The 18,252-nt window shown below is 70.2% G+C and carries 15 protein-coding genes; 6 read left to right on the top strand and 9 right to left on the bottom strand.

Going from position 1 to position 18,252, the window contains the following annotated elements; genetic code table 11:
* Nucleotides 1-402: 402 nt before the first annotated feature.
* The 3 genes from ACWGKT_RS18375 to ACWGKT_RS18365 are packed head-to-tail and all read left to right on the top strand — an operon-like array spanning nt 403 to nt 4,925.
* Nucleotides 403-1,230, top strand: coding sequence for an FAD binding domain-containing protein (locus tag ACWGKT_RS18375; RefSeq protein ID WP_453274472.1), 828 nt, complete (start codon nt 403-405; stop codon nt 1,228-1,230).
* Nucleotides 1,227-3,944, top strand: coding sequence for a molybdopterin-dependent oxidoreductase (locus ACWGKT_RS18370; protein ID WP_453274471.1), 2,718 nt, complete (start codon nt 1,227-1,229; stop codon nt 3,942-3,944). The genes ACWGKT_RS18375 and ACWGKT_RS18370 overlap by 4 nt, the downstream gene beginning before the upstream one ends.
* Nucleotides 3,945-3,950: 6 nt before the next feature.
* Nucleotides 3,951-4,925 (top strand): antibiotic biosynthesis monooxygenase, encoded by a 975-nt coding sequence (locus ACWGKT_RS18365; protein ID WP_453274470.1) that lies wholly within the window; start codon nt 3,951-3,953, stop codon nt 4,923-4,925.
* A gap of 97 nt (nt 4,926-5,022) precedes the next feature.
* On the opposite strand, the gene ACWGKT_RS18360 is transcribed toward ACWGKT_RS18365, so the two are convergent.
* The 3 genes from ACWGKT_RS18360 to ACWGKT_RS18350 form a co-directional block, all read right to left on the bottom strand.
* Complete coding sequence (locus tag ACWGKT_RS18360) at nt 5,023-6,591, bottom strand: M4 family metallopeptidase (RefSeq protein ID WP_453274469.1); 1,569 nt, start codon at nt 6,589-6,591, stop codon at nt 5,023-5,025.
* 176 nt (nt 6,592-6,767) lie between these two features.
* Entirely contained in the window at nt 6,768-7,748 is a 981-nt protein-coding gene (locus tag ACWGKT_RS18355) for a LysR family transcriptional regulator (protein ID WP_356152386.1), read from the bottom strand.
* A 254-nt stretch (nt 7,749-8,002) separates the two neighbouring features.
* Nucleotides 8,003-8,815 (bottom strand): maleylpyruvate isomerase family mycothiol-dependent enzyme, encoded by an 813-nt coding sequence (locus ACWGKT_RS18350; RefSeq protein ID WP_453274468.1) that lies wholly within the window; start codon nt 8,813-8,815, stop codon nt 8,003-8,005.
* Nucleotides 8,816-9,634: 819 nt separating this feature from the next.
* Here ACWGKT_RS18350 and ACWGKT_RS18345 point away from each other — a divergent pair.
* Both ACWGKT_RS18345 and ACWGKT_RS18340 read left to right on the top strand, forming a co-directional pair.
* Nucleotides 9,635-10,540 carry an aminoglycoside phosphotransferase family protein gene (locus tag ACWGKT_RS18345; RefSeq protein ID WP_453274467.1) on the top strand — a complete coding sequence of 302 codons (906 nt, stop codon included), beginning with the start codon at nt 9,635-9,637 and terminating at the stop codon, nt 10,538-10,540.
* On the top strand, nt 10,537-11,028 hold the full coding sequence (locus ACWGKT_RS18340) for a hypothetical protein (RefSeq protein WP_453274466.1): 492 nt from the start codon (nt 10,537-10,539) through the stop codon (nt 11,026-11,028). The genes ACWGKT_RS18345 and ACWGKT_RS18340 overlap by 4 nt, the downstream gene beginning before the upstream one ends.
* Nucleotides 11,029-11,164: 136 nt before the next feature.
* Here the strand turns inward: ACWGKT_RS18340 and ACWGKT_RS18335 are convergent, their stop codons facing one another.
* The 6 genes from ACWGKT_RS18335 to acs form a co-directional block, all read right to left on the bottom strand.
* Nucleotides 11,165-11,431 (bottom strand): hypothetical protein, encoded by a 267-nt coding sequence (locus ACWGKT_RS18335; RefSeq protein ID WP_453274465.1) that lies wholly within the window; start codon nt 11,429-11,431, stop codon nt 11,165-11,167.
* Between the two features lie 96 nt (nt 11,432-11,527).
* The gene (gene fabG / locus ACWGKT_RS18330) at nt 11,528-12,358 is read right to left on the bottom strand and encodes a 3-oxoacyl-ACP reductase FabG (RefSeq protein ID WP_356152376.1); all 831 of its coding nucleotides are present in this window, start codon (nt 12,356-12,358) and stop codon (nt 11,528-11,530) included.
* Entirely contained in the window at nt 12,355-13,419 is a 1,065-nt protein-coding gene (locus ACWGKT_RS18325; protein WP_453274464.1) for an alpha/beta fold hydrolase, read from the bottom strand. The genes fabG and ACWGKT_RS18325 overlap by 4 nt, the downstream gene beginning before the upstream one ends.
* A complete protein-coding gene (locus ACWGKT_RS18320) occupies nt 13,416-13,763 on the bottom strand; it encodes a hypothetical protein (protein ID WP_453274463.1) in 348 nt (115 codons plus the stop codon). Before ACWGKT_RS18320 ends, ACWGKT_RS18325 begins: the two co-directional genes overlap by 4 nt.
* Entirely contained in the window at nt 13,763-14,965 is a 1,203-nt protein-coding gene (gene bktB, locus ACWGKT_RS18315) for a beta-ketothiolase BktB (RefSeq protein WP_453274462.1), read from the bottom strand. The genes ACWGKT_RS18320 and bktB overlap by 1 nt, the downstream gene beginning before the upstream one ends.
* A gap of 27 nt (nt 14,966-14,992) precedes the next feature.
* Nucleotides 14,993-16,954: an acetate--CoA ligase gene (gene acs, locus ACWGKT_RS18310; RefSeq protein WP_453274461.1), complete on the bottom strand. Its 1,962-nt coding sequence runs from the start codon at nt 16,952-16,954 to the stop codon at nt 14,993-14,995.
* A gap of 213 nt (nt 16,955-17,167) precedes the next feature.
* Here acs and ACWGKT_RS18305 point away from each other — a divergent pair, with 213 nt between their 5' ends.
* Complete coding sequence (locus ACWGKT_RS18305) at nt 17,168-18,241, top strand: sensor histidine kinase (RefSeq protein WP_453274460.1); 1,074 nt, start codon at nt 17,168-17,170, stop codon at nt 18,239-18,241.
* The last annotated feature ends 11 nt before the right edge of the window (nt 18,242-18,252 follow it).

The raw sequence follows: 18,252 nt of genomic DNA, 5'->3' as shown, positions 1-18,252 counted from the left end.
ACGAGGCAGTGAATCCCCCCGGATTCAAAGGAATTGGACGGCCCCGACCCAGAGGTCCGACGGGGCGAAGACGGCCGCGCCCACCGAGATCAAAGAGGGCGGCGGCGTCACTTGGTTGTCAGAAGGAAGTAGCCGCAGCCGAGCGCATCGGAGGCGCGGTCGCGATGCCAACGTACAAGCACCACCGGGCCGCACACCAACGATTTACGCGGGCCCGTTCTCGGACGTCATGCGCGTGATCGCCCGGCTGCTCCGCAAGAATTCACAGGGACTCTCCGTAGCGCTACGGATACTTTCAGTAACGCCAGCCCCGGGCCGCCATCCGCATGCTGCGATAAACTGCGACAAAAGCATCCGGGCCAGTTGTCTTCCGTGGGTCCGTTCTCCCGTAGGTCGGTGTTCATGGACCTCAACACCATCACCGAAGTAATCCGGCGACCCTCCGAGCGGCCAGGTACGGAGTGGCACGAGGGCGATGCCTGGCTCGCAGGTGGGACGTGGCTCTATTCCGCGGAGCAGCCGGACCTGCGACGGCTGATCGACCTGACGGCGTTGCCTTGGGATCCCCTCGTTGCGACGGACGAGGGGCTGGAGATCGGCGCCACGTGCACCATTCACGACCTGTACGCCTTCCCATGGCCCAAGGACTGGACCGCCGGAATTCTCTTCCGGAAGAGCTGTGAGGCATTCCTGTCCTCGTTCAAGGTCTGGAACGCGGCGACCGTCGGCGGAAACATCTGTATGTCCTTGCCGGCAGGCCCGATGATCACGTTGACGGTCGCGTTGGAGGCGCAGTACGAACTATGGGCGCCCGATGGCTCCGTGCGCTTTGTCGACGCCCTGGATTTCGTCACTGGCGACCACCGCAACATTCTCTCCCCCGGGGAGATCCTTCGGCGCATCACCATTCCTCAGCACGCCCTGCGTAAGTGCACGGCGCACCGTCGCTTCACGCTGACCCGGCTCGGCCGTTCGACGGTGTTCCTCGTCGGCACCCAACGGCTGGGAGGGAGTGACCTGTTGCTCACCATCACCGCCGGCACCACGCGGCCGGTCCGAATCGCCTTCGACTCCCTGCCCGATGTGCGAACCCTGCGGCAGAGCATCGACGCCGTGCCGGCCGACGTCTGGTTCGCCGATCCCAACGGGACCCCCGATCACCGTCGGCATCTGACACGGCACTTCGCCGAGGAGATCCGCCGCGAACTCACGGCTGGGGACCTGGCATGAGCTACCTCGTGAACGGCAAGGAGTTCGACCGGGAACCAGCACCCGGTCAATGCCTGCGCACCTTCCTGCGCGAACTCGGCCACTTCGGCGTCAAGAAGGGGTGCGACGCGGGCGACTGCGGCGCCTGCACGGTGTGGCTGGACGGCACACCGGTGCACAGCTGCATCACCCCCGCGTTCCGCGCGGACGGCCATGAGGTGACCACGATCGAGGGCCTCGGGCGCCCCGGCGCCCCGCATCCCATGCAGCGGCAGTTCGAGGATGCCCCGGGGTTCCAGTGCGGCTTCTGCACCGCAGGGATGATCATGACGTCGGCGACCTTCACCGAGGACCAGAAGGCGGACCTGCCAAGGGCGTTGAAGGGCAACCTCTGCCGCTGCACCGGATACCGGGCGATCGAGGACGCCGTGAAGGGCGTGGGCGCGGTGGAGACTGCGGCACCGGGCAAGGCCGTCGGGACGAGTGTCGGCGCGCCCGCGGGCCACGACGTGGTGACGGGTCACGCCGAGTTCACCATGGACACGCACATCGACGGCATGCTGCACCTCAAGGTGCTGCACTCGCCCCACGCGCACGCCCGGATCCTCTCGATCGACAAGCGCGCCGCCCTCGCGGTGCCCGGGGTGCACCGGGTCTACACCTGGGAAGACGTACCCCGCAAACGCTTCACCACGGCGATCCACACCGACCACCTGGTCGACCCTGACGACACCTACATCCTCGACGACAAGGTCCGCTTCGTCGGTCAGCGCGTCGCCGCCGTCCTGGCCGACACGGTCGGCGCGGCCGAGGAGGGCTGTCGGCGCCTCGCGGTCGAGTACGAGGTGCTGCCGGCGGTGTTCGAGCCCGAGGCGGCGATGGCCGACGGCGCACCCCAACTGCACGGTTCCGACGATCCGTTCGTCCGCGATCCCGTGCACAACATCCTCATCGAACTCCACTCGCACATCGGCAACGTCGACGCGGGATTCGCCGCGGCCGACGTGATCCACGAAGGCACGTACTTCTCACCGCGGGTGCAGCACGCGCACCTGGAGACGCACGGTTCGATCGCCTGGCTGGAGGACGGCCGGCTGAACGTCCGCACCAGTTCGCAGTCACCGTCGATCGCGAAGGTCAAACTGGAGTACCTGTTCGCGCTGCGCCCGGACCAGTTGAGGGTGTTCTGCAAGCGCGTCGGCGGCGGCTTCGGGGGCAAGCAGGAAGTGATCACGGAGGACCTGGTCGCGCTCGCCACCCTGGACACCGGGCGGCCCACCTGTCTTGAGTTCACCCGTGAGGAGGCGTTCACCACGGCCTCGCCGCGGCATCCGATGAGCCTGACGGTCAAGCTCGGCGCCAAGGCGGACGGAACGCTGACCGCCTTCCAGGTACGCAACGTGTCGAACACCGGCGCCTACGGCAACCACGGCGGCGAGACGCTGTACGCGGGCGGGGCCGCCGTCATGATCTACCGCTGCCCCAACAAGAAGTACGACGCGTACGCCGTCTACACGAACACCGTGCCGAGCGGGGCGTTGCGAGGTTACGGAATGACGCAGCCGGCGTTCGCCGTGGAGTCGGCGATGGACGAGCTGGCCCGCGCTCTTCACCTGGACCCGCTGGAACTGCGTCGGCGCAACATCGTGCGGCCGGGTGAGCCCTTGGTCGCGCTCCACGACGGCCCCGACGACGTGATCTTCACCGAGGACGGACTCGCCAAGTGCATCGATCTGGTGGGCGAGGCCCTGGCCCGTACGGCCGACCGGCCGCCTCCCGGGCCCGAGTGGCTCGTCGGCGCCGGCGTGGCGAGTTCCCTGCACGAGACCGCGCCGCCGACGGAGCACCTCTCCGAGGCCTGGGTCACGCTGGGCGACGATCTCATCTACGAACTGGCCGTCGGGACGGTCGAGTTCGGGGAGGGAACCTCCACGGCGCATGTCCAGATCGCGGCCAACCAGCTGGGTACGACGCCGTCGCGGATCCGCCTGGTGCAGTCCGACACCGACCGCACGGGATTCGACACCGGCGCCTTCGCGAGCGCGGGCCTCTTCGTGGCGGGCAACGCGGTCCTGCGGGCGGCCAATGCCGTACGCGACCGTATCCTGGAGTTCGCCGCGGCGCACACAGGCGTCCATGTCGTGATGTGCACGATGGACGACGACGGTGTCGTCTGCGGGGACCGGCGGGTGTCGCTGGCCGAACTTGTCGCGCTGGCCCGGAGGCGTGGAATCCGTTTCACCGCCGCGCGCAAGGCGTACGGCTCGCCCCGCAGCGTCACCTCCAACACGCAGGGGTTCCGGGTCGCCGTGCACCGTGTGACGGGTGAGATACGGATCCTGTACAGCGTGCAGGCGGCGGACGCCGGGGTGATCATCAATCCGGTGCAGGTCCGCGGGCAGGTGGAGGGCGGTGTCGCCCAGGGAATCGGCTTCGCGCTGACCGAGAACCATCACGTCGACGACAACGGCGTCATGGTCAACCCGAACCTCCGGAACTACCGCATCCCCACCTACGCCGACATCCCCCGCACCGAGGTCCTCCTGGTGGGCTCGGCGGATTCGGTGGGGCCCATGCGGGCGAAGGGGATGGCGGAGTGCTGCGTCAACCCGGTCGCCCCCGCGCTCGCGAACGCGGTGCATGACGCCACGGGCGTCCGTTACCGTGCGCTGCCGCTGACTCCGGAACGCATTTACGGCCGACTCCCCTCGGAGCAGTCGGTGTCGGCGGGTTGAGGCACCATGGACGCCGGAAAGAACGTAGCCGCCGCGGCGACGGCGATCATCGGCCAGAAGGTCCTGCCCGGGATGGACCGGGAGTTCGAGTCGTGGCAGGAGGGCCTCAACGCCGCGGCCGCCTACTACCCGGGGTTCCTCGGCGCCGAGGTCTCCCCGCCGACACCGCTGCAACCCGACTGGGTGGTCGTGTACCGGTTCGACTCGGTGGCGCATCTGCAGGCGTGGATCAACAGCGGGACCCGGCAGACGTATCTCGACGTCGGTGCCAAGTACTTCGACGGTCCGGCGACCCAGCAGGTGGTCAGCAGCGGCACCCAGTCACTGGATCCGCTGGTCACCGTCGTGGTCACCCACCGAGTCCATCCGAACCAGGTCGACGACTTCCTCGACTGGCAGCACCACTTGGTCCAGGAGGAGAGCAAGTTCGAGGGGTATCGCGGGACCGAGCTCTTCCGCCCCATCGAGGGGCTCCAGGAAGAATGGACCACGCTGTACCGCTACGACAGTGCCGAGCACCTCGACGCCTGGCTCACGTCGCCCCAACGACAGCAGATCCTCGCCGAGGGCGAGCGGTTCAGCGACTTCAACCTGCGTACGATCGACAACTCGTTCGGCAGTTGGTTCGCCTTCGAGGGCAACGGCAAGGAGGCACCGCCACCGCCCTCCGAGACCAGGACCTCCCTCGCCATCTGGGTCGGCCTGTACCCGACCGTCGTACTGCTGACGCTCGCTCTGTCCCCGCTGCACCTGCGGCTCTGGATCGGCCTGCTCGTGGGCAACCTGCTGTCGAGCTTCATCATGAGCTTCCTGACCATGCCGTACTACGTGAACCCACTCCTCGGGCGATGGCTGCGACCACCGCCAGACGAACCGGCGGCGAGGAGCAACCTCCGCGGCCTCGGCATCGTCGCGGTGGCGATGGCCTTCTGGGCTGTCGTCTTCTACCTCGTCACGGTGCACTTCTGGACGCTGCCCTGACTGGCGACACCCCGGAGACCGGCAGCCCTTCATGAACAGCGGGGGTCGGTCCCGCACGGACCGACCCCCACTTCGGGCGTACGGATCAGGTGGTGCGTCAGACGACCTTGAGCGCACTCCAGGCCGCGGCCACGGTGGCGTACTCGGGACTGGTGGCGCCGTAGAGGTCCTTCGCCGCGTTCAGAGTCGCGGTGCGGGCACCCTTGTAGTCCGTGGTGGAGGTCATGTAGACGGTCAGCGCCCGGTACCAGATGGCGGAGGCCTTCTGGTTGCCGATGCCGGTGACGGTGGAGCCGTTGCAGGTGGGGCTGTTGTAGGAGACGCCGTTGATGGTCTTGGCGCCGCTGCCCTCGCTCGCGAGGTAGAACCAGTGGTTGCCGACGCCCGAGGAATAGTGGACGTCGAGCCGGCCGACCGACTTCGACCAACAGTCGGCGGAGCGGCCGTCCAGGGACGGCTTGTCGAAGCGGCGCAGCCACGGCGGGGTGGACTGGTCGCTGAAGAGGTAGTCGGGGGTGTCGACCGGGTTGTTGGCGTACCACTCGACCATGGTGCCGAGGATGTCGCTGGTGGCCTCGTTCAGGCCGCCGGACTCGCCGCTGTAGCGCAGGTTGGCGGTGGCCGAGGTGACGCCGTGGGTCATCTCGTGGCCCATGGTGTCGAGGTCGACCTGCTCGGGGTCGGTGGTGCCGTCGCCGTCGCCGGTCAGCATGCAGAAGCAGGAGTCCGACCACTGGGCGTTGTCCCAGTTGGTGCCGACGTGGACGAAGACGGTGGCGCCGCGGCCGTCGTTCTTGATGCCGTTGCGGCCGAAGGTCGTCTTGTAGTAGTCGAACGTCTTCGCGGTGTTGGCGTGCGCGTCGACGGCGGCGGTGGCGCGATCGGAGGAGAACTTCCTGCCGTCGCCCCAGACGTTGTCGGCGTCGGTGAACAGGGTGCCGGAGGAGCTCTTCACGGACGAGGACGAGAGGTTGTGCGCGTCCTTGGTGATGTGGCCGCGCACCGGGTCGATCAGGGCGAAGCTGCCGTCGGCCTGCTGGGTGGTGTCGATGCCGATGTCACCGGTGTACTCGGAGTGGCCGGTGCCGGTCGCCTCGCGCTCGGCGTCGTAGTTCTCGATCGCCGCGCCGGTGGTGGCGTCGGTGACGAAGACCTCGCCGTGCGGTTGGCCCTTGTCGCCCAGGCCCTGCACGGTGGTGCGCCAGGCCAGGCGCGGGGTGCCGTCGGCGGCCCACACGATCAGTTCGGGGCTGGACTTGGCGTTGCGCACCAACCCGTGCGAGCGCTTCAGGGCGCCGGCCGCGGTTCCCCTGGCATCGACTCTCGGCTTGACGGACTTGAGCGACACCTTGTGGGCCTTGGCACGGGTGGACCCCTTGAGCGAGCCGTCTCGCTTCTGGTGGACGACGAAGTCGCCGCCGACCACGGGGAGGCCGTGGTAGGTCCGCTCGAAGCGGACGTGCTGGGTGCCGTCGGCGTCGATCACGACGTCCTTCACCCGGAGGGCCTGGCCGGCACCGAACCCGAAGGCGTCGGCGTGCCGGGTCACGTTCGCCTTGGCCTGGGATATCGCCGTGTCGCGGACCGAGGATCCGCGCGGCACCGCGTCGGTCTGCGAGTGCGCGGGTACGGCCATCGCCGTGGTGATGACGCCGGCGGCTACCATCGCGGAAAGGGCAAGAAGAGGACGGGACATGACGTGGGGATTCCTTCGCTCGTCGTGGGGTGACGACGTCCTGGGACGTTGACGCGAAGTGTTCAGTAGGTGGCATGTCCCTGACGTGACTTCATCTGGGATATAACCGCGGAGCTATAGGGCACGGGGACCCGTGGCGCGGCCGGTCAACTGCCCTCGCCCAGGGCGAAGTTCCGGCCCCCGTCCTCCCACCAGGCCAGATACTGCGGCCGCTCCCCCACCATGGAAAGATAGGCGGCCAGCAGACGCTCGCACGCCGCGTCGGCGAGCTCGGGCGGAACCGAATCCGTATTCCAGGCCACTACCAGCCGCCGGTGGAACGGGACGTCCACGAGCGGCCGCTGCACAGTACCCCGGGCGGAGACATCGGCGGTCGGCCACACCCCGCAGACGGCACGCCGACCGGCGACCAGGATCTGCGCCACGGACAGGTCCGACGTCACATGGGCGATGCGCGGAGTGAAACCCGCGGACTGACAGGTGAGATGGAGGTACGCGTGCACACCGCTCTCGTCGGCCTCCGGCATCACCCAGTCCTCCCCCGCCAGCTCATGGAGAGCGACCGACTCCCGGCACGCCAGCGGGTGGTCCTCGGCGAGCAGGACGAAGACCGGCTCACGGAGCAGTGTGCGCGTCGCCACCGACTCGCCGACCGAAAGGGGGAAGCCCGGGAACTCGCCGAACACGGCGATGTCGCATTTCGACAGGCTCAGCGACTTCACCAGGGTGTGCACGGAGCGGCGGGCATCTATGGTGAGCCGCCGCTCCGGGGCGAGTTCGAAGAGGGTGGAGACCAGAAGGGACACCAAAGGGCCGGCGGTTCCGCCCGCCTTCAGCGGGGCGGTGGCCTGCCGGTCCGCCTCGGCCGCCGAGCGCGCGTGCTCGCGCAGCCGGTCGAAACCGACGACGAGGTCACGGGCACAGCGCAGGACGTACTGCCCGTTCTCGTTCGGCTTCACCCCGTCGGCGCCACGGATGAACAGCGGGCCGCCCAGCTCATGTTCGATCCGCTTCAGCTGAGCACTCATGGCCGGTTGCGAGAGCTGCAGCCGTGCGGCAGCCCTGCGGATGCTGCCGGCCTCGGCGACGGTCAGCAGGATGCGGAGGTGACGGAACTCAAGGTGCATGAAGCATCCCCCCGCTCAGCGCGGAGGGGCCCATGCACCCCCCGTGACCAGCAGAACCAGCTGCCCGACGGCATGGTGACCAAGAATCCGACGGACCTGTGAGGGCGACAAGCACGGGACGGTAAAACCTGTGCGCGAACGCGACGGCGTTTCACCGGCAGCACGGTCTCAGTCTGCACATATCGGCACGATTCACCGGACTGCCCTTGTCCTTGAGATCTTTGAGAAAGAAGCGCGGTCGCGGCAGCTGATGTTCAGAACGCCGTGTGAGCGAACCAGCGGTCCAGCAGCGCGGCGTCTCCCGTCACCTCGTAGCCGGGCTCCTCGTACGACCGTCGCCCGTAGAGGAGGAGCAGAAGGTCGGCTGCGGACCCGCGTACCGCCGCGTGCGGCTCGGACGTCCCGGCGTCGTCCGCGGCCGTCGGCGGCAACGGGTGCAGGCCGTCGGCGTCCAGTCGCACCCGCCACTCGGCATCGCCGGCGTCGCCGAGGTCGGCGCAGCGGAAGGCGACAATCTCACCGGTGCCGCGAAGTTGGGTCACGGCCGGGGCGAAGCCGCCCGCGTAGGGCAGGTTGACGAGGAACTCGTCCACCCCGTCCGCGGCCAGCACGGGATCGATCCCCGTCTCCTGTCCGACGGCGCGTTCCGCGTCCACCCGGTGCACCAATGTCTCGAACAGCATGCGCCGGGCCCAGAACCGCGCGTGCTGGTCCTCGCCCCAGGCCCACATGGGCGCCCCGGGGTCCGTGTCCCGCAGTACCGCCGCTACCGCGGGCACGCCCGCGGCCACCCAGGCGGCACGCTCCCGCGCGTCGTCGGGCCCGGGTTCCACGTCCCGGCTGGTCGGACGCTCCTGCACCAGCGCGGTCAGCAGCCCGCCGAACCAGCGCTGGAGCATCCCCACATGCCGGGTGAGGTCGGCCAGCGACCAGTCGGGGCAGGAGGGCACCGCCGTCCCGGGGTCCGCGCTTCCGGCCGCCTCGGCGAACCGCAGCGTCTCGCGCTCGATCGCCTGCCGGTAGACGTCGTACGGGAGCGGGTGTCCCGCCCGGCTGGTCGTCGCCATGTGCTTTCGCCGTCCTGTTGTGGGTCCGGATCTCGTCGCGCCAAGTGTGGCTGCTGGAGTGCACTCGAACGCAAATCGGCACGACCCTGACTCGCAGCTCCGGGCGGCTGCGTGCCGTGTCGCTCACTGGCGACGCTCGCCTTCACGCATACGCGCCCGCCCCCGGCCGAGGCCCGCGCCGGGCCTTCAGCGAGGAGTCACTACCTGGGCACCGATTCAAGCCATCTCGGCCGGCGCTCAACTACGGGGCACCACCCGAGGGTTCGCGAATCCTTTCTTCCGCCTCCGGCCCAGGCCGGCGGCCGGACGGCCTTCATCGGGTCGGCGGTGTGGCGCCCCCTCGGATTGTCCGGATCACGGTCCCCTACCCCGCTGACTGTCAGTGGCGTGCACGAGGGTGCCGTCCGCAGTCCACGTCCACCCCATCCTGAAGGAGACCGGTGCAGGCGACGCCTTCACACAATCCCCCGCTCGGGCTACGGCCTCCCCGCCGTCCCCTTGACGAGTGAATCGAACGGACAGGTGCCCGGCACTCGAGCCGACAGGACTTGGCCGCGACCTGACGCATCGAACTTTCACTCGACCATTCGCCCGATGCAACCCGTATCGGTCCTGTGATCAGGGCCGTTGTCCGGAGTGCTCTGCCCGTTCCACCAACCGAGGAGAACCCGTGAATCCCGTGCTCGTACTCACCGCCCATCAGCCTGCGTTCGAAAACCCTGGGGCTCAGGCCACCTCCCCGACCGGTCTCCGGCGCCCGGTTGACGCCCGCCGCGTTCTGTTCGCATCCGCATCACGCCCGTCTACGAGGTGGGGCGCATGACCCACTCGACCATGCCCTCGCCGGCCCTGCTCGCCTGGGCCGCCAAGGAACTCGGCACAGAGGTCTGCGTCGCACAGGCCCGCCACGGCGTCGCGTCCCACCTCCGCGAGAATTCCCGCGTCTGGGCCCTTCGCCGGCCTGACGGCATCCGGTTCTACGTCAAGGTCGAGCCCGAGCCTGTGATGTACGAGCGGGAGACCTTCGCCCTCCGGCACGCGGTTCCAGCACTCGGCGCCGACCACGCCCCGCAACTGCGCGCCTCGAGCGCCGAGCACCTGGCCCTCCTGTTGACCGCTGTCCCCGGCACCCCGCTCGACAGTCTGACCCTGGCTCCCGCCGAGGAACTCCGCGCGCACCGTCGCGGCGGAGCTCTACTGGCTCTGCTGCACGCGGCCGGTGACCTGTCAGGCCCTCATCGTGCGCGGGCCGAGCGGGCGTTGCAGGCCGCGGCCGACAGCGCCGACCGACACCTGCGACAGGCCGGGGACAGGCTGACGCCGGCCGAGCACCGGCTGGTGCGCGACCTCGCCGAGCGGCTGCGCGATCTGCCGGCCCTCCCACTGGCGTTCATCCACGGTGACGCCCGGTCCCGCAACCTGCTGTGGTCCCGGCGTCCGGGTCGCGCCGCGTGGGTCGACTTCGAGCGGTCACGGTTCGCCACGGCAGTACAGGACTTCGTACCGATGAGCTGCGGGATCTGGGCGGAGCGGCCCGACCTGCGAGCTGCGTGGTTCCGGGGCTACGGCCGCGATCTGCTGCCCGAGGAACAGCAGGCGCTGAAAGGGCTGGCGGCCCTTGACGCGGTGAGCTGTCTCGTACGGGGCCCCGCGCACGACGATCCCGCGCTCACCGTGCGAGGACGGCGCACCCTGGACCGGCTCATGGCGGGGGTGTTCGCATGAGGTCGTCCCACGACAAACAGATGGACCCTTCGGTGGAGTCGACGTCCGGCAACGGCGCGCCGCCGGCCGTCCCGGCGGCACGGGCCGGGACCTCGCAACCGGCCGCGCCGCCCGAACTCGACTACAACGGCCGCAAGCACCGGCGTGCCCTGGATGACGCGACGCTGTGGGACATGGCCCGCCGGATCCCCAGGGCACTGGCACAAACGGCCCGGCTCGCCTGGTCCGTCGACCGGCGCATGACCGTCACGATCGTCGTCTGCCAGTTGCTGTCCGGCCTGGGGACGGCCGTGATGCTCAGCGCCGTCGCCGAAGCCCTGCCGAAGCTGACCGCCTCCGAGCCGCGCCAGGGACTGGAACAGGCATGGCCGGCGCTGACCGTCGCGGTCCTGGCGATGGCCGCGGGGGCGACCATGTGGATCCTCGCGGACTGGGCGACCCGGCGTCTCATGCTCGCCGAACTGCACGCCCTCTCCCAGGACCGCTGACCCACCACAGCACGGGGCCGTGCCGGTCACGGCACGGCCCCGCATCCCTCGCCTGGGCCTGACCAGGGACTTCATGTACGGCTCCGAGGGCCGGTGGCCGGCACGGCGGCGGCCACCGGCTGAGGAGCGTCTCGGGTCAGCCCAGCAGCTTACGGAGCACGCCGATGGAGATCGCGTTGAGCTCGTTCGTCAGCCCGGCCTGCGTGCGCACGGCGTCCGCGGCCCAGTCGGCACCGGCCTGTGAGGTCTGCTCCTGGACGCGCACCGCGGCGACCACCGACTTCTCGCAGGCATCGACGACCGCGAGGCCGCTCTGCCTGACGGCGTCACGGTACTTGTCCTGGATGTCCGCCAGGTCGCGTATCGCCGCGTCGAAGGCGGCGCCGTACTCTTCTGCTCTCATGCCCTGCATGAATTCCTCCTGTGGGTGGGGTTTTTCGGGTGGCCCTTCCCTCGCGGGCCGCGGGGGAAGGGAGTCGGCGGTTCACATGTCGGCGGTTCACATGTCGAGGCCTCCGTTGACCCCCCACACCTGTCCGGTGATGTAGGCGGAGGCGTCGTCGGCCAGGAAGCGCACCAGCCGGGCCACCTCCTCGGGACGGCCGAGCCGGCCCAGCGGGACCTGGCCGACGATGCGGTCGAGCACCTTGGCCGGGATGTGCTCCAGCATCTCGGTGGCGATGAAACCGGGGGTGATGGCGTTGACCGTGATGCCGGCTCCGTAGGGGTCCTGGCGGCCGGTCTTGGCGAGTTGGAAGGCGGCTTCCCGGGCGAGGGTCTTGGCCAGGCCGAACAGGCCGGACTTGGTGGCGGCGTAGTTGGCCTGGCCGATGTTGCCCGTCTCGCCGATCACCGAGGAGATCATGACGATGCGGCCCGAACCCTGTTCGACCATGCGGTCGAGAGCCGCCTGCGCGAGGTAGAACGGGCCCGAGAGATTGACGTCCAGCACCTGCTGCCAGTCCTCGTCGGTCATCCTGGCGACCGTGCGGTCGATCGTGATCCCGGCGTTGTTGACCAGCACGTCGATCCTGCCGTGCCGTTCGACCACGTCGGCGACCAGACGGCGGCAGTCCGCCGGGGAGCTGACGTCCCCCTGGTGGGCGCTGACCCGCTCGTCGTCCGGTCCGAACTCGGTACGGCACCGGTCGATGAACTCGCGGGCACGCCCGGTATTGCCCGCGTACGCGGCGGCGACCGTGGCTCCCGCACCGGCCAGGCTGCGGCTGATGGCGGCGCCGATGCCGCGGGTGCCGCCGGTGACGAGTGCGACCCGGCCGTGCAGGCTCTGGTCGGCGGCGGTGGTGATGAAGGGGGCGGTGACCGTCATGAGGTACTCCTTGTGGGGGAAGGGTCCGAGCGGGCGGTGAGCCAGCCGGCGATGTCGGGCCAGATCCGGTCCCGGGCCTTGGAGCCGGCCATGAGGCCGATGTGCCCGCCCGGGCGGTCGAAATGAGTGACGTCGGTACTGCCGACGCGGTCGAGGAAGGGCAGGGTGCCCGCGCGCGGGGCGATATGGTCGTCCGCGGCGGTCACGACGAGGACGGCGGCGTCGATCCTGGCGGGATCCACGCGCTGCCCGCGCAGCCGCAGGGTGCCGGCCGCGAAGCGGTTGTCCTGGTACAGCCAGGTGATCCATTCACCGTAGGCGCGTGCCGGGAACGGCGGGTTGTCGGCGACCCAGCGGGCCATCGACTGGAAGGCCTCCCGGTCGACGGTGCCCTGGTCCACCTGGTCCCACAGCCTGCGGTACGTGGTCACGTAGTTGCCCACCGGCTTGAGCATCTTGTTCGCCCAGTCGATGGCGTGACCGGGGATGACCCGCAGGTCGGCGAGGGTGGTCACGTCGTAGGTGTCGGCCGTGACCCACTGGCGGTACACCGTGCCCTCGGTGTCGAAGGGCATGGTGAGCAGGACCGTGTTGGCCACGGGGCCTCTCGGGTGCAGTGCCGCGTACATGGCGGTGAACGCCGCTCCCATGCACCAGCCGATCATGGACACCCGGGTGCTGCCCGAGCCGCGCAGCACCCGGCGTACGGCCCAGTGCAGCTGGTCGCAGACGTAGTGCTCCAGGCCTCGGTCGGCGTCCTCCTCGTCGGGTACGCCCCAGTCGAGCAGGTAGACGTCGAAGCCCTCGGCGAGTAGGAACTCAACGAACGAGTTGCCGGGCCGCAGGTCGAACACGTCCGGCCGGTTGATCAGCGCGAACACCAGCAGCACCGGGACGGGGTGGCGGCGCCGGTCGCTGCGGTAGCGGTAGAGCGTGGTCGTGCGGTGGGTCCAGACGGTGTCGCGGGGGGTGGCCGCGATGTTCGCCTCGTCCGCGGTGAGGATCAGGTTGGCGGCCTCGGCCATCACCCGGGCCGGGCGCAGTGGGTGAGGGACGGTCACGGCCCGGCCTCCTCGCCTGCCGCCCGGCCGGCCAGTTGGTCGCGCAGGTCCTCGACCTCTTGGAGCACACGCTCCAACTTGTCCTCGGTGCGGGCGAGTTGGCGGCCCAGGCGGGTCACGTCGGCTCGGCCGGCCAGCCGCATGTTGCGCAGCATCAGATCGCAGGTCTCTGAGCCGATACGGGTCAGGGCGGCGAAGTTGCCGGCCGTCAGGCCCAGCAGCTCGGCGAAGCCACTGCCCGTGACCATGTGCTCGGTGGCCTCGGCAGCCTGCTGCTCCATGGCCTCGTACCAGTCACGGAAGGGCTTCTGGGCCCAGTCGTGGAAGCGGTTCTCGGTGCCCATCACCGGCCTCCCTCACGTTCGAACAGTGCGGCGATGCCCTGGCCGCCACCGATGCACATCGAGACCACGGCGTACCGGCCGTCGATGCGGCGCAGTTCGTGCAGGGCCTTCACGGTGAGCAGGGCGCCGGTGGCGCCGACCGGATGGCCGAGCCCGATGCCGCTTCCGTTGGGGTTGGTGCGCTCCGGGGGCAGCCCGAGCTCCCTGATCACGGCCAGGGCCTGGGCGGCGAAGGCCTCGTTGACCTCGTAGAGGTCGATGTCGTCCACCTTCAGGCCGGTGTCCTCCAGCAGGCGGCTGATCGCCGGGGACGGTCCGATGCCCATGTAGGCCGGCTCCACTCCGACGTGGCGGTAGGCCACCAGGCGGGCCAGCGGCTCCAGGCCGCGTTCCTCGGCGACCGCCTCGTCGGCCAGGACGAGGGCCGCCGCGGCGTCGTTGATGCCGGAGGCGTTGCCCGCGGTGACGGTGCCGCCGGGCTTGAAGGCCGGGCGCAGCTTGGCAAGATCGGCCTCGGTGATGCCCGGTCGCGTGTGCTCGTCGGTGGTGACCCGGACCGTGCCCTTGCGGGTGGGGACCTCCACCGGGACGATCTGGCCCGCGAAGCGGCCTTCGGCCGTCGCGGCGGCGGCCCGGTGATGGCTGGTCAGCGCCAGCTGGTCCTGATCCTCGCGGGAGACGTCCCAGCGCTCGGCGACGTTCTCGGCGGTGATGCCCATGTGGACGCCGTCGAAGGGATCGGTGAGCGCCGCGACCATGGCGTCGAGGATCTGGCCATCGCCCATCCGGGCGCCCCAGCGGGCCTGCGGGAGCCAGTAGGGGCCGCGGCTCATCGCCTCGGCACCGCCGCCCACCGCCACCTCGCAGTCGCCCAGCGCGATGCTCTGGGCGGCCGAGACGACGGCCTGCAGGCCGCTCCCGCACAGCCGGTTGACGTTCATCGCCGGGACGGACACCGGCAGTCCGGCCTGTACGGTGGCCACCCGGGCCAGGTAGAGGTCGCGCTGCTCGGTGGGGATGACGTGCCCGAAGACCACCTGCCCGGTGTCTTCGGGGGCGAGTCCGCTGCGCTCCAGCGCTTCGCGGGTGACCAGGGTGGCCAGGTCGGCCGGGGGGACGTCGGCGAGCGCGCCGCCGAACTTGCCGATGGGGGTGCGGACAGCGCTCAGGACGACGATGCCGCGGTTGTTGTGCTGCTGCATGGGGATGCCAGTTCTCGTCTCGTGGGGTCAGTGGGTGGGTTGGGCCACAGCGGTGGTGAGGGCGGCCATCACGTCCGGTTCGCCGAGCGTGGTGACGTCGCCGGTCTCCTGGCCGGAGAGCAGATCGCGCAGCAGGCGGCGCATGATCTTCCCGGAGCGCGTCTTGGGCAGGTCCGCGGCCCAGACGACCTTCTTGGGCCGGGCCAGCTTGCCGATGCGGACGGCGATGTGCTCCCGCAGCTCGGCCTCCAGCGCCGCGTCGCCCGGGCGGCCGCCGGTCGGGGTCACGAAGGCCACCACGGCCTGGCCGGTGAGCTCGTCGGGGATCGCGACCACGGCCGCCTCGGCGACGGCGGGGTAGGCGGCGATGACCGACTCCACCTCGGCGGTGGAGAGACGGTGACCGGAGACGTTGATGACGTCGTCGGTGCGTCCCAGGATCCAGAAGCAGCCGTCCTCGTCCCGTCGGGCGGCGTCGCCCACCAGATAGGTGTCCTTGCCGAAGCGGGAGAAGTAGGTCTTCACATAGCGCTCGTCGTCCCCGTACAGGGTGCGGAGCATGCTGGGCCACGGCTCGGTGAGGGCCAGCAGCCCGGTCCCGGTGGTGACCGGTGTGCCGTCGGCGTCGCGGAGTTCGGCGGACACGCCCGGCAGCGGACGGGCGGCCGACCCCGGCTCGGCAGGGCCGGTCCCGGGCAGCGGGGCGATCATGATGCTGCCGGTCTCGGTCTGCCACCAGGTGTCCGCGATCGGACAGCGGCCGCCGCCGATCACCCGGTGGTACCAGTGCCAGGCCGTGGGGTTGATGGGCTCGCCGCAGCTGCCCAGCAGTCGCAGTGAGGACAGGTCGTAGCGGCCCGGCAGTTCCTCGCCCCAGCTCATGGCGGCACGGATGGCGGTGGGCGCGGTGTACAGCTGGGTGACGCCGTAGCGCTCCACGAGCTCCCACCAGATGCCCTGGTGCGGATGGTCCGGCGCGCCCTCGAAGAGCACCGAGGTGACGCCGTTGAGCAGCGGGCCGTACACCAGGTAGCTGTGCCCCGTGATCCAGCCGATGTCGGCGGTGCAGAACCAGACGTCCTGCTCCGGGTCCAGGTCGAAGACGAGGCGGTGGGTGTAGGAGACGCCGGTCAGGTAACCGCCGGTGGTGTGGACGATGCCCTTGGGCGCGGCGGTGGACCCGGACGAGTAGAGGATGAACAGCGGATGCTCGGCCGGCAGTGGTACGGCGGGGCAGAACGAGTCGGCCGCGGCGCACAGGTCGGCGTACCAGCTGTCGCGGCCGGGTCGCATGGGGCACGGCGCCTCGGCGGCGCCGACGACCACGACGTGCTCCAGGTCGGGCAGGGTCTCCAGGGTCTCTTCCAGGGCCTTCTTGACGGCGGTGACGCGGCCCTTGCGGCGGGCGCCGTCGACGGTGACCAGCACCCGGGCGCCGCAGGCCGCCATCCGCTCGCCCACCGCGTGCGGTGCGAAGCCTCCGAAGGCGACGTTGTGGACGGCGCCGATCCGGGCGCAGGCGAGCATCGCCACGATGGCCTCGGGGATCATCGGCAGGTGGATGCCCACCACGTCGCCCACGGTGACACCGAGGCTCTTGAGCGCGTTCGCGAACCTCTGCACCTCGTCGAACAGCTCGCTGTACGTCAACGTGCGGGTCTCACCCTCCTCGCCGTGCCAGTGGTAGGCGACGCGGTGGCCGAGGCCGGCGGCCACATGGCGGTCGAGGCAGTTGACCGAGGCGTTGAGCGTGCCGTCGGGGAACCAGCGGTGGAACGGTGCCTCGGTGTCGTCCAGCACGGTGGTGAACGGCTTGTCCCAGGACAGATGGCGGGCCTGGTCCGCCCAGAAGCCGAGCCGGTCGGCGGCGGCCTGCGCATAGAGCGTCTCGGGATCCACCTCGGACCGTCGGGCGAAGGCGGGGGGTGCGGGGTAGGGGTCGGCTGTCGTCAGCCGGTCGAGCTGCGGTCGCGGGGTGCGGTCCGTCACGGTGGTCCTCCTCTTGCCGTCCTGGGTGTGGCGGCCCCGCCGGTTCGGTTCTCGGCGGAATGCCTGGTTACGACGGTGCGGCCGCCGTCGCCCGGCCGGAAAGGGCATTGCGACGGCCCGCACGCCGGGCGCGACGAACGGTCCGCTCGGCGCGACGAACGGCGGGCCGGACGGTGACCGGCGCGCCGGGCCGCGTGGTCGTACGGTGAGTACGTGATCGGCGTCCACCCGGGAGGGATCAGGCATCGGCGCAACCCGCTCGGAGTCGGCGGCGCCGACGTGGCCGCCGTGCTGCGGACCGCGCGCGGCATGGCCGACGAGCTGGCCGACGGGCTCACCGCGCAGGCCGCCGAGAGGGTGGCGCGCCGGGCCCGGACGCTGCTGGACGCCGACGGGGTCGTCCTGTGCGACCTGGCGGGCCCGCTCGGTACGGCCGGGAGAGTGCGCGAGGACGTGCGCGAGCTGGCGGACCGTGCCCTCACCGACGGCCGCCTCGTGCGCAGCGGCGGCGCCGTCGCCGCCCCGCTGCTCACCGGTGCGGAACCCATGGGGGCGCTGGTGGTGGCCGGTGACCAGGTCACCACCGAGCAGGTCGAGGCGCTCGCGGACTGGCTCGGCGAGGCCCTGGAGCGTGCGGTGCTGGGCCTGGCCAGGGAGGAACTCGCACTCGCCGAGCTGAGTCGCCTGCGCGCCCAGATCTCGCCGCACTTCCTCTACAACGCGCTGTCCGCCATCGCGTCCCTGGTGCGGTCCGACCCGGAGCGGGCCCGGGACCTGCTGGTGGAGTTCTCCGACCTGGCCCGCTACGCCTTCTCCGGGCGGGGACAGTTCACCACTGTCGCCGAGGAGTTCCGGGCCATCGAGGTGTATCTGCAACTCGAACGGGCCCGCTTCGGCTCCCGGCTGTCGACCTCGGTGCGGGTGGCCCCCGAGGTCCTCCCGGTGGCGTTGCCGTTTCTCACCCTTCAGCCCTTGGTGGAGAACGCGATCCGGCACGGCATCGAGCCGCGGCCGGGCGGTGGGACCGTGACCGTCACCGGCGCCGCAGTGGGCCCCGACTGCACCATCACCGTCGAGGACGACGGTGCGGGCATGGAGCCGGAGCTGGCAGAGGCGGTGCTGGCCGGGCGGGGCGAGCGCTCCGGGATCGGCCTGGCCAATGTGGACCAGCGGCTGCGCACCCTGTACGGCCCGGAGTACGGGCTGGTGGTGGAGACGGCGCCCGGCGCGGGCACGCGCATCACCTTCCGGGTGCCGCTGTCCTCCCCCGGGATGGTGACGAGATGACCGGGGTGTCG

The sequence above is a fragment of the Streptomyces sp. NPDC054794 genome, from assembly GCF_053611585.1.
Note: the sequence above shows the minus strand (reverse complement) of the source record. Positions and strands in the feature narration are given on the sequence as shown.

Coding starts and splice junctions, on each gene's coding strand:
- ACWGKT_RS18375 (WP_453274472.1), top strand. CDS start 403: ATGGACCTCAACACCATCACCGAAGTAATCCGGCGACCCTCCGAGCGG.
- ACWGKT_RS18370 (WP_453274471.1), top strand. CDS start 1,227: ATGAGCTACCTCGTGAACGGCAAGGAGTTCGACCGGGAACCAGCACCC.
- ACWGKT_RS18365 (WP_453274470.1), top strand. CDS start 3,951: ATGGACGCCGGAAAGAACGTAGCCGCCGCGGCGACGGCGATCATCGGC.
- ACWGKT_RS18360 (WP_453274469.1), bottom strand. CDS start 6,591: ATGGTAGCCGCCGGCGTCATCACCACGGCGATGGCCGTACCCGCGCAC.
- ACWGKT_RS18355 (WP_356152386.1), bottom strand. CDS start 7,748: ATGCACCTTGAGTTCCGTCACCTCCGCATCCTGCTGACCGTCGCCGAG.
- ACWGKT_RS18350 (WP_453274468.1), bottom strand. CDS start 8,815: ATGGCGACGACCAGCCGGGCGGGACACCCGCTCCCGTACGACGTCTAC.
- ACWGKT_RS18345 (WP_453274467.1), top strand. CDS start 9,635: ATGACCCACTCGACCATGCCCTCGCCGGCCCTGCTCGCCTGGGCCGCC.
- ACWGKT_RS18340 (WP_453274466.1), top strand. CDS start 10,537: ATGAGGTCGTCCCACGACAAACAGATGGACCCTTCGGTGGAGTCGACG.
- ACWGKT_RS18335 (WP_453274465.1), bottom strand. CDS start 11,431: ATGAGAGCAGAAGAGTACGGCGCCGCCTTCGACGCGGCGATACGCGAC.
- fabG (WP_356152376.1), bottom strand. CDS start 12,358: ATGACGGTCACCGCCCCCTTCATCACCACCGCCGCCGACCAGAGCCTG.
- ACWGKT_RS18320 (WP_453274463.1), bottom strand. CDS start 13,763: ATGGGCACCGAGAACCGCTTCCACGACTGGGCCCAGAAGCCCTTCCGT.
- bktB (WP_453274462.1), bottom strand. CDS start 14,965: ATGCAGCAGCACAACAACCGCGGCATCGTCGTCCTGAGCGCTGTCCGC.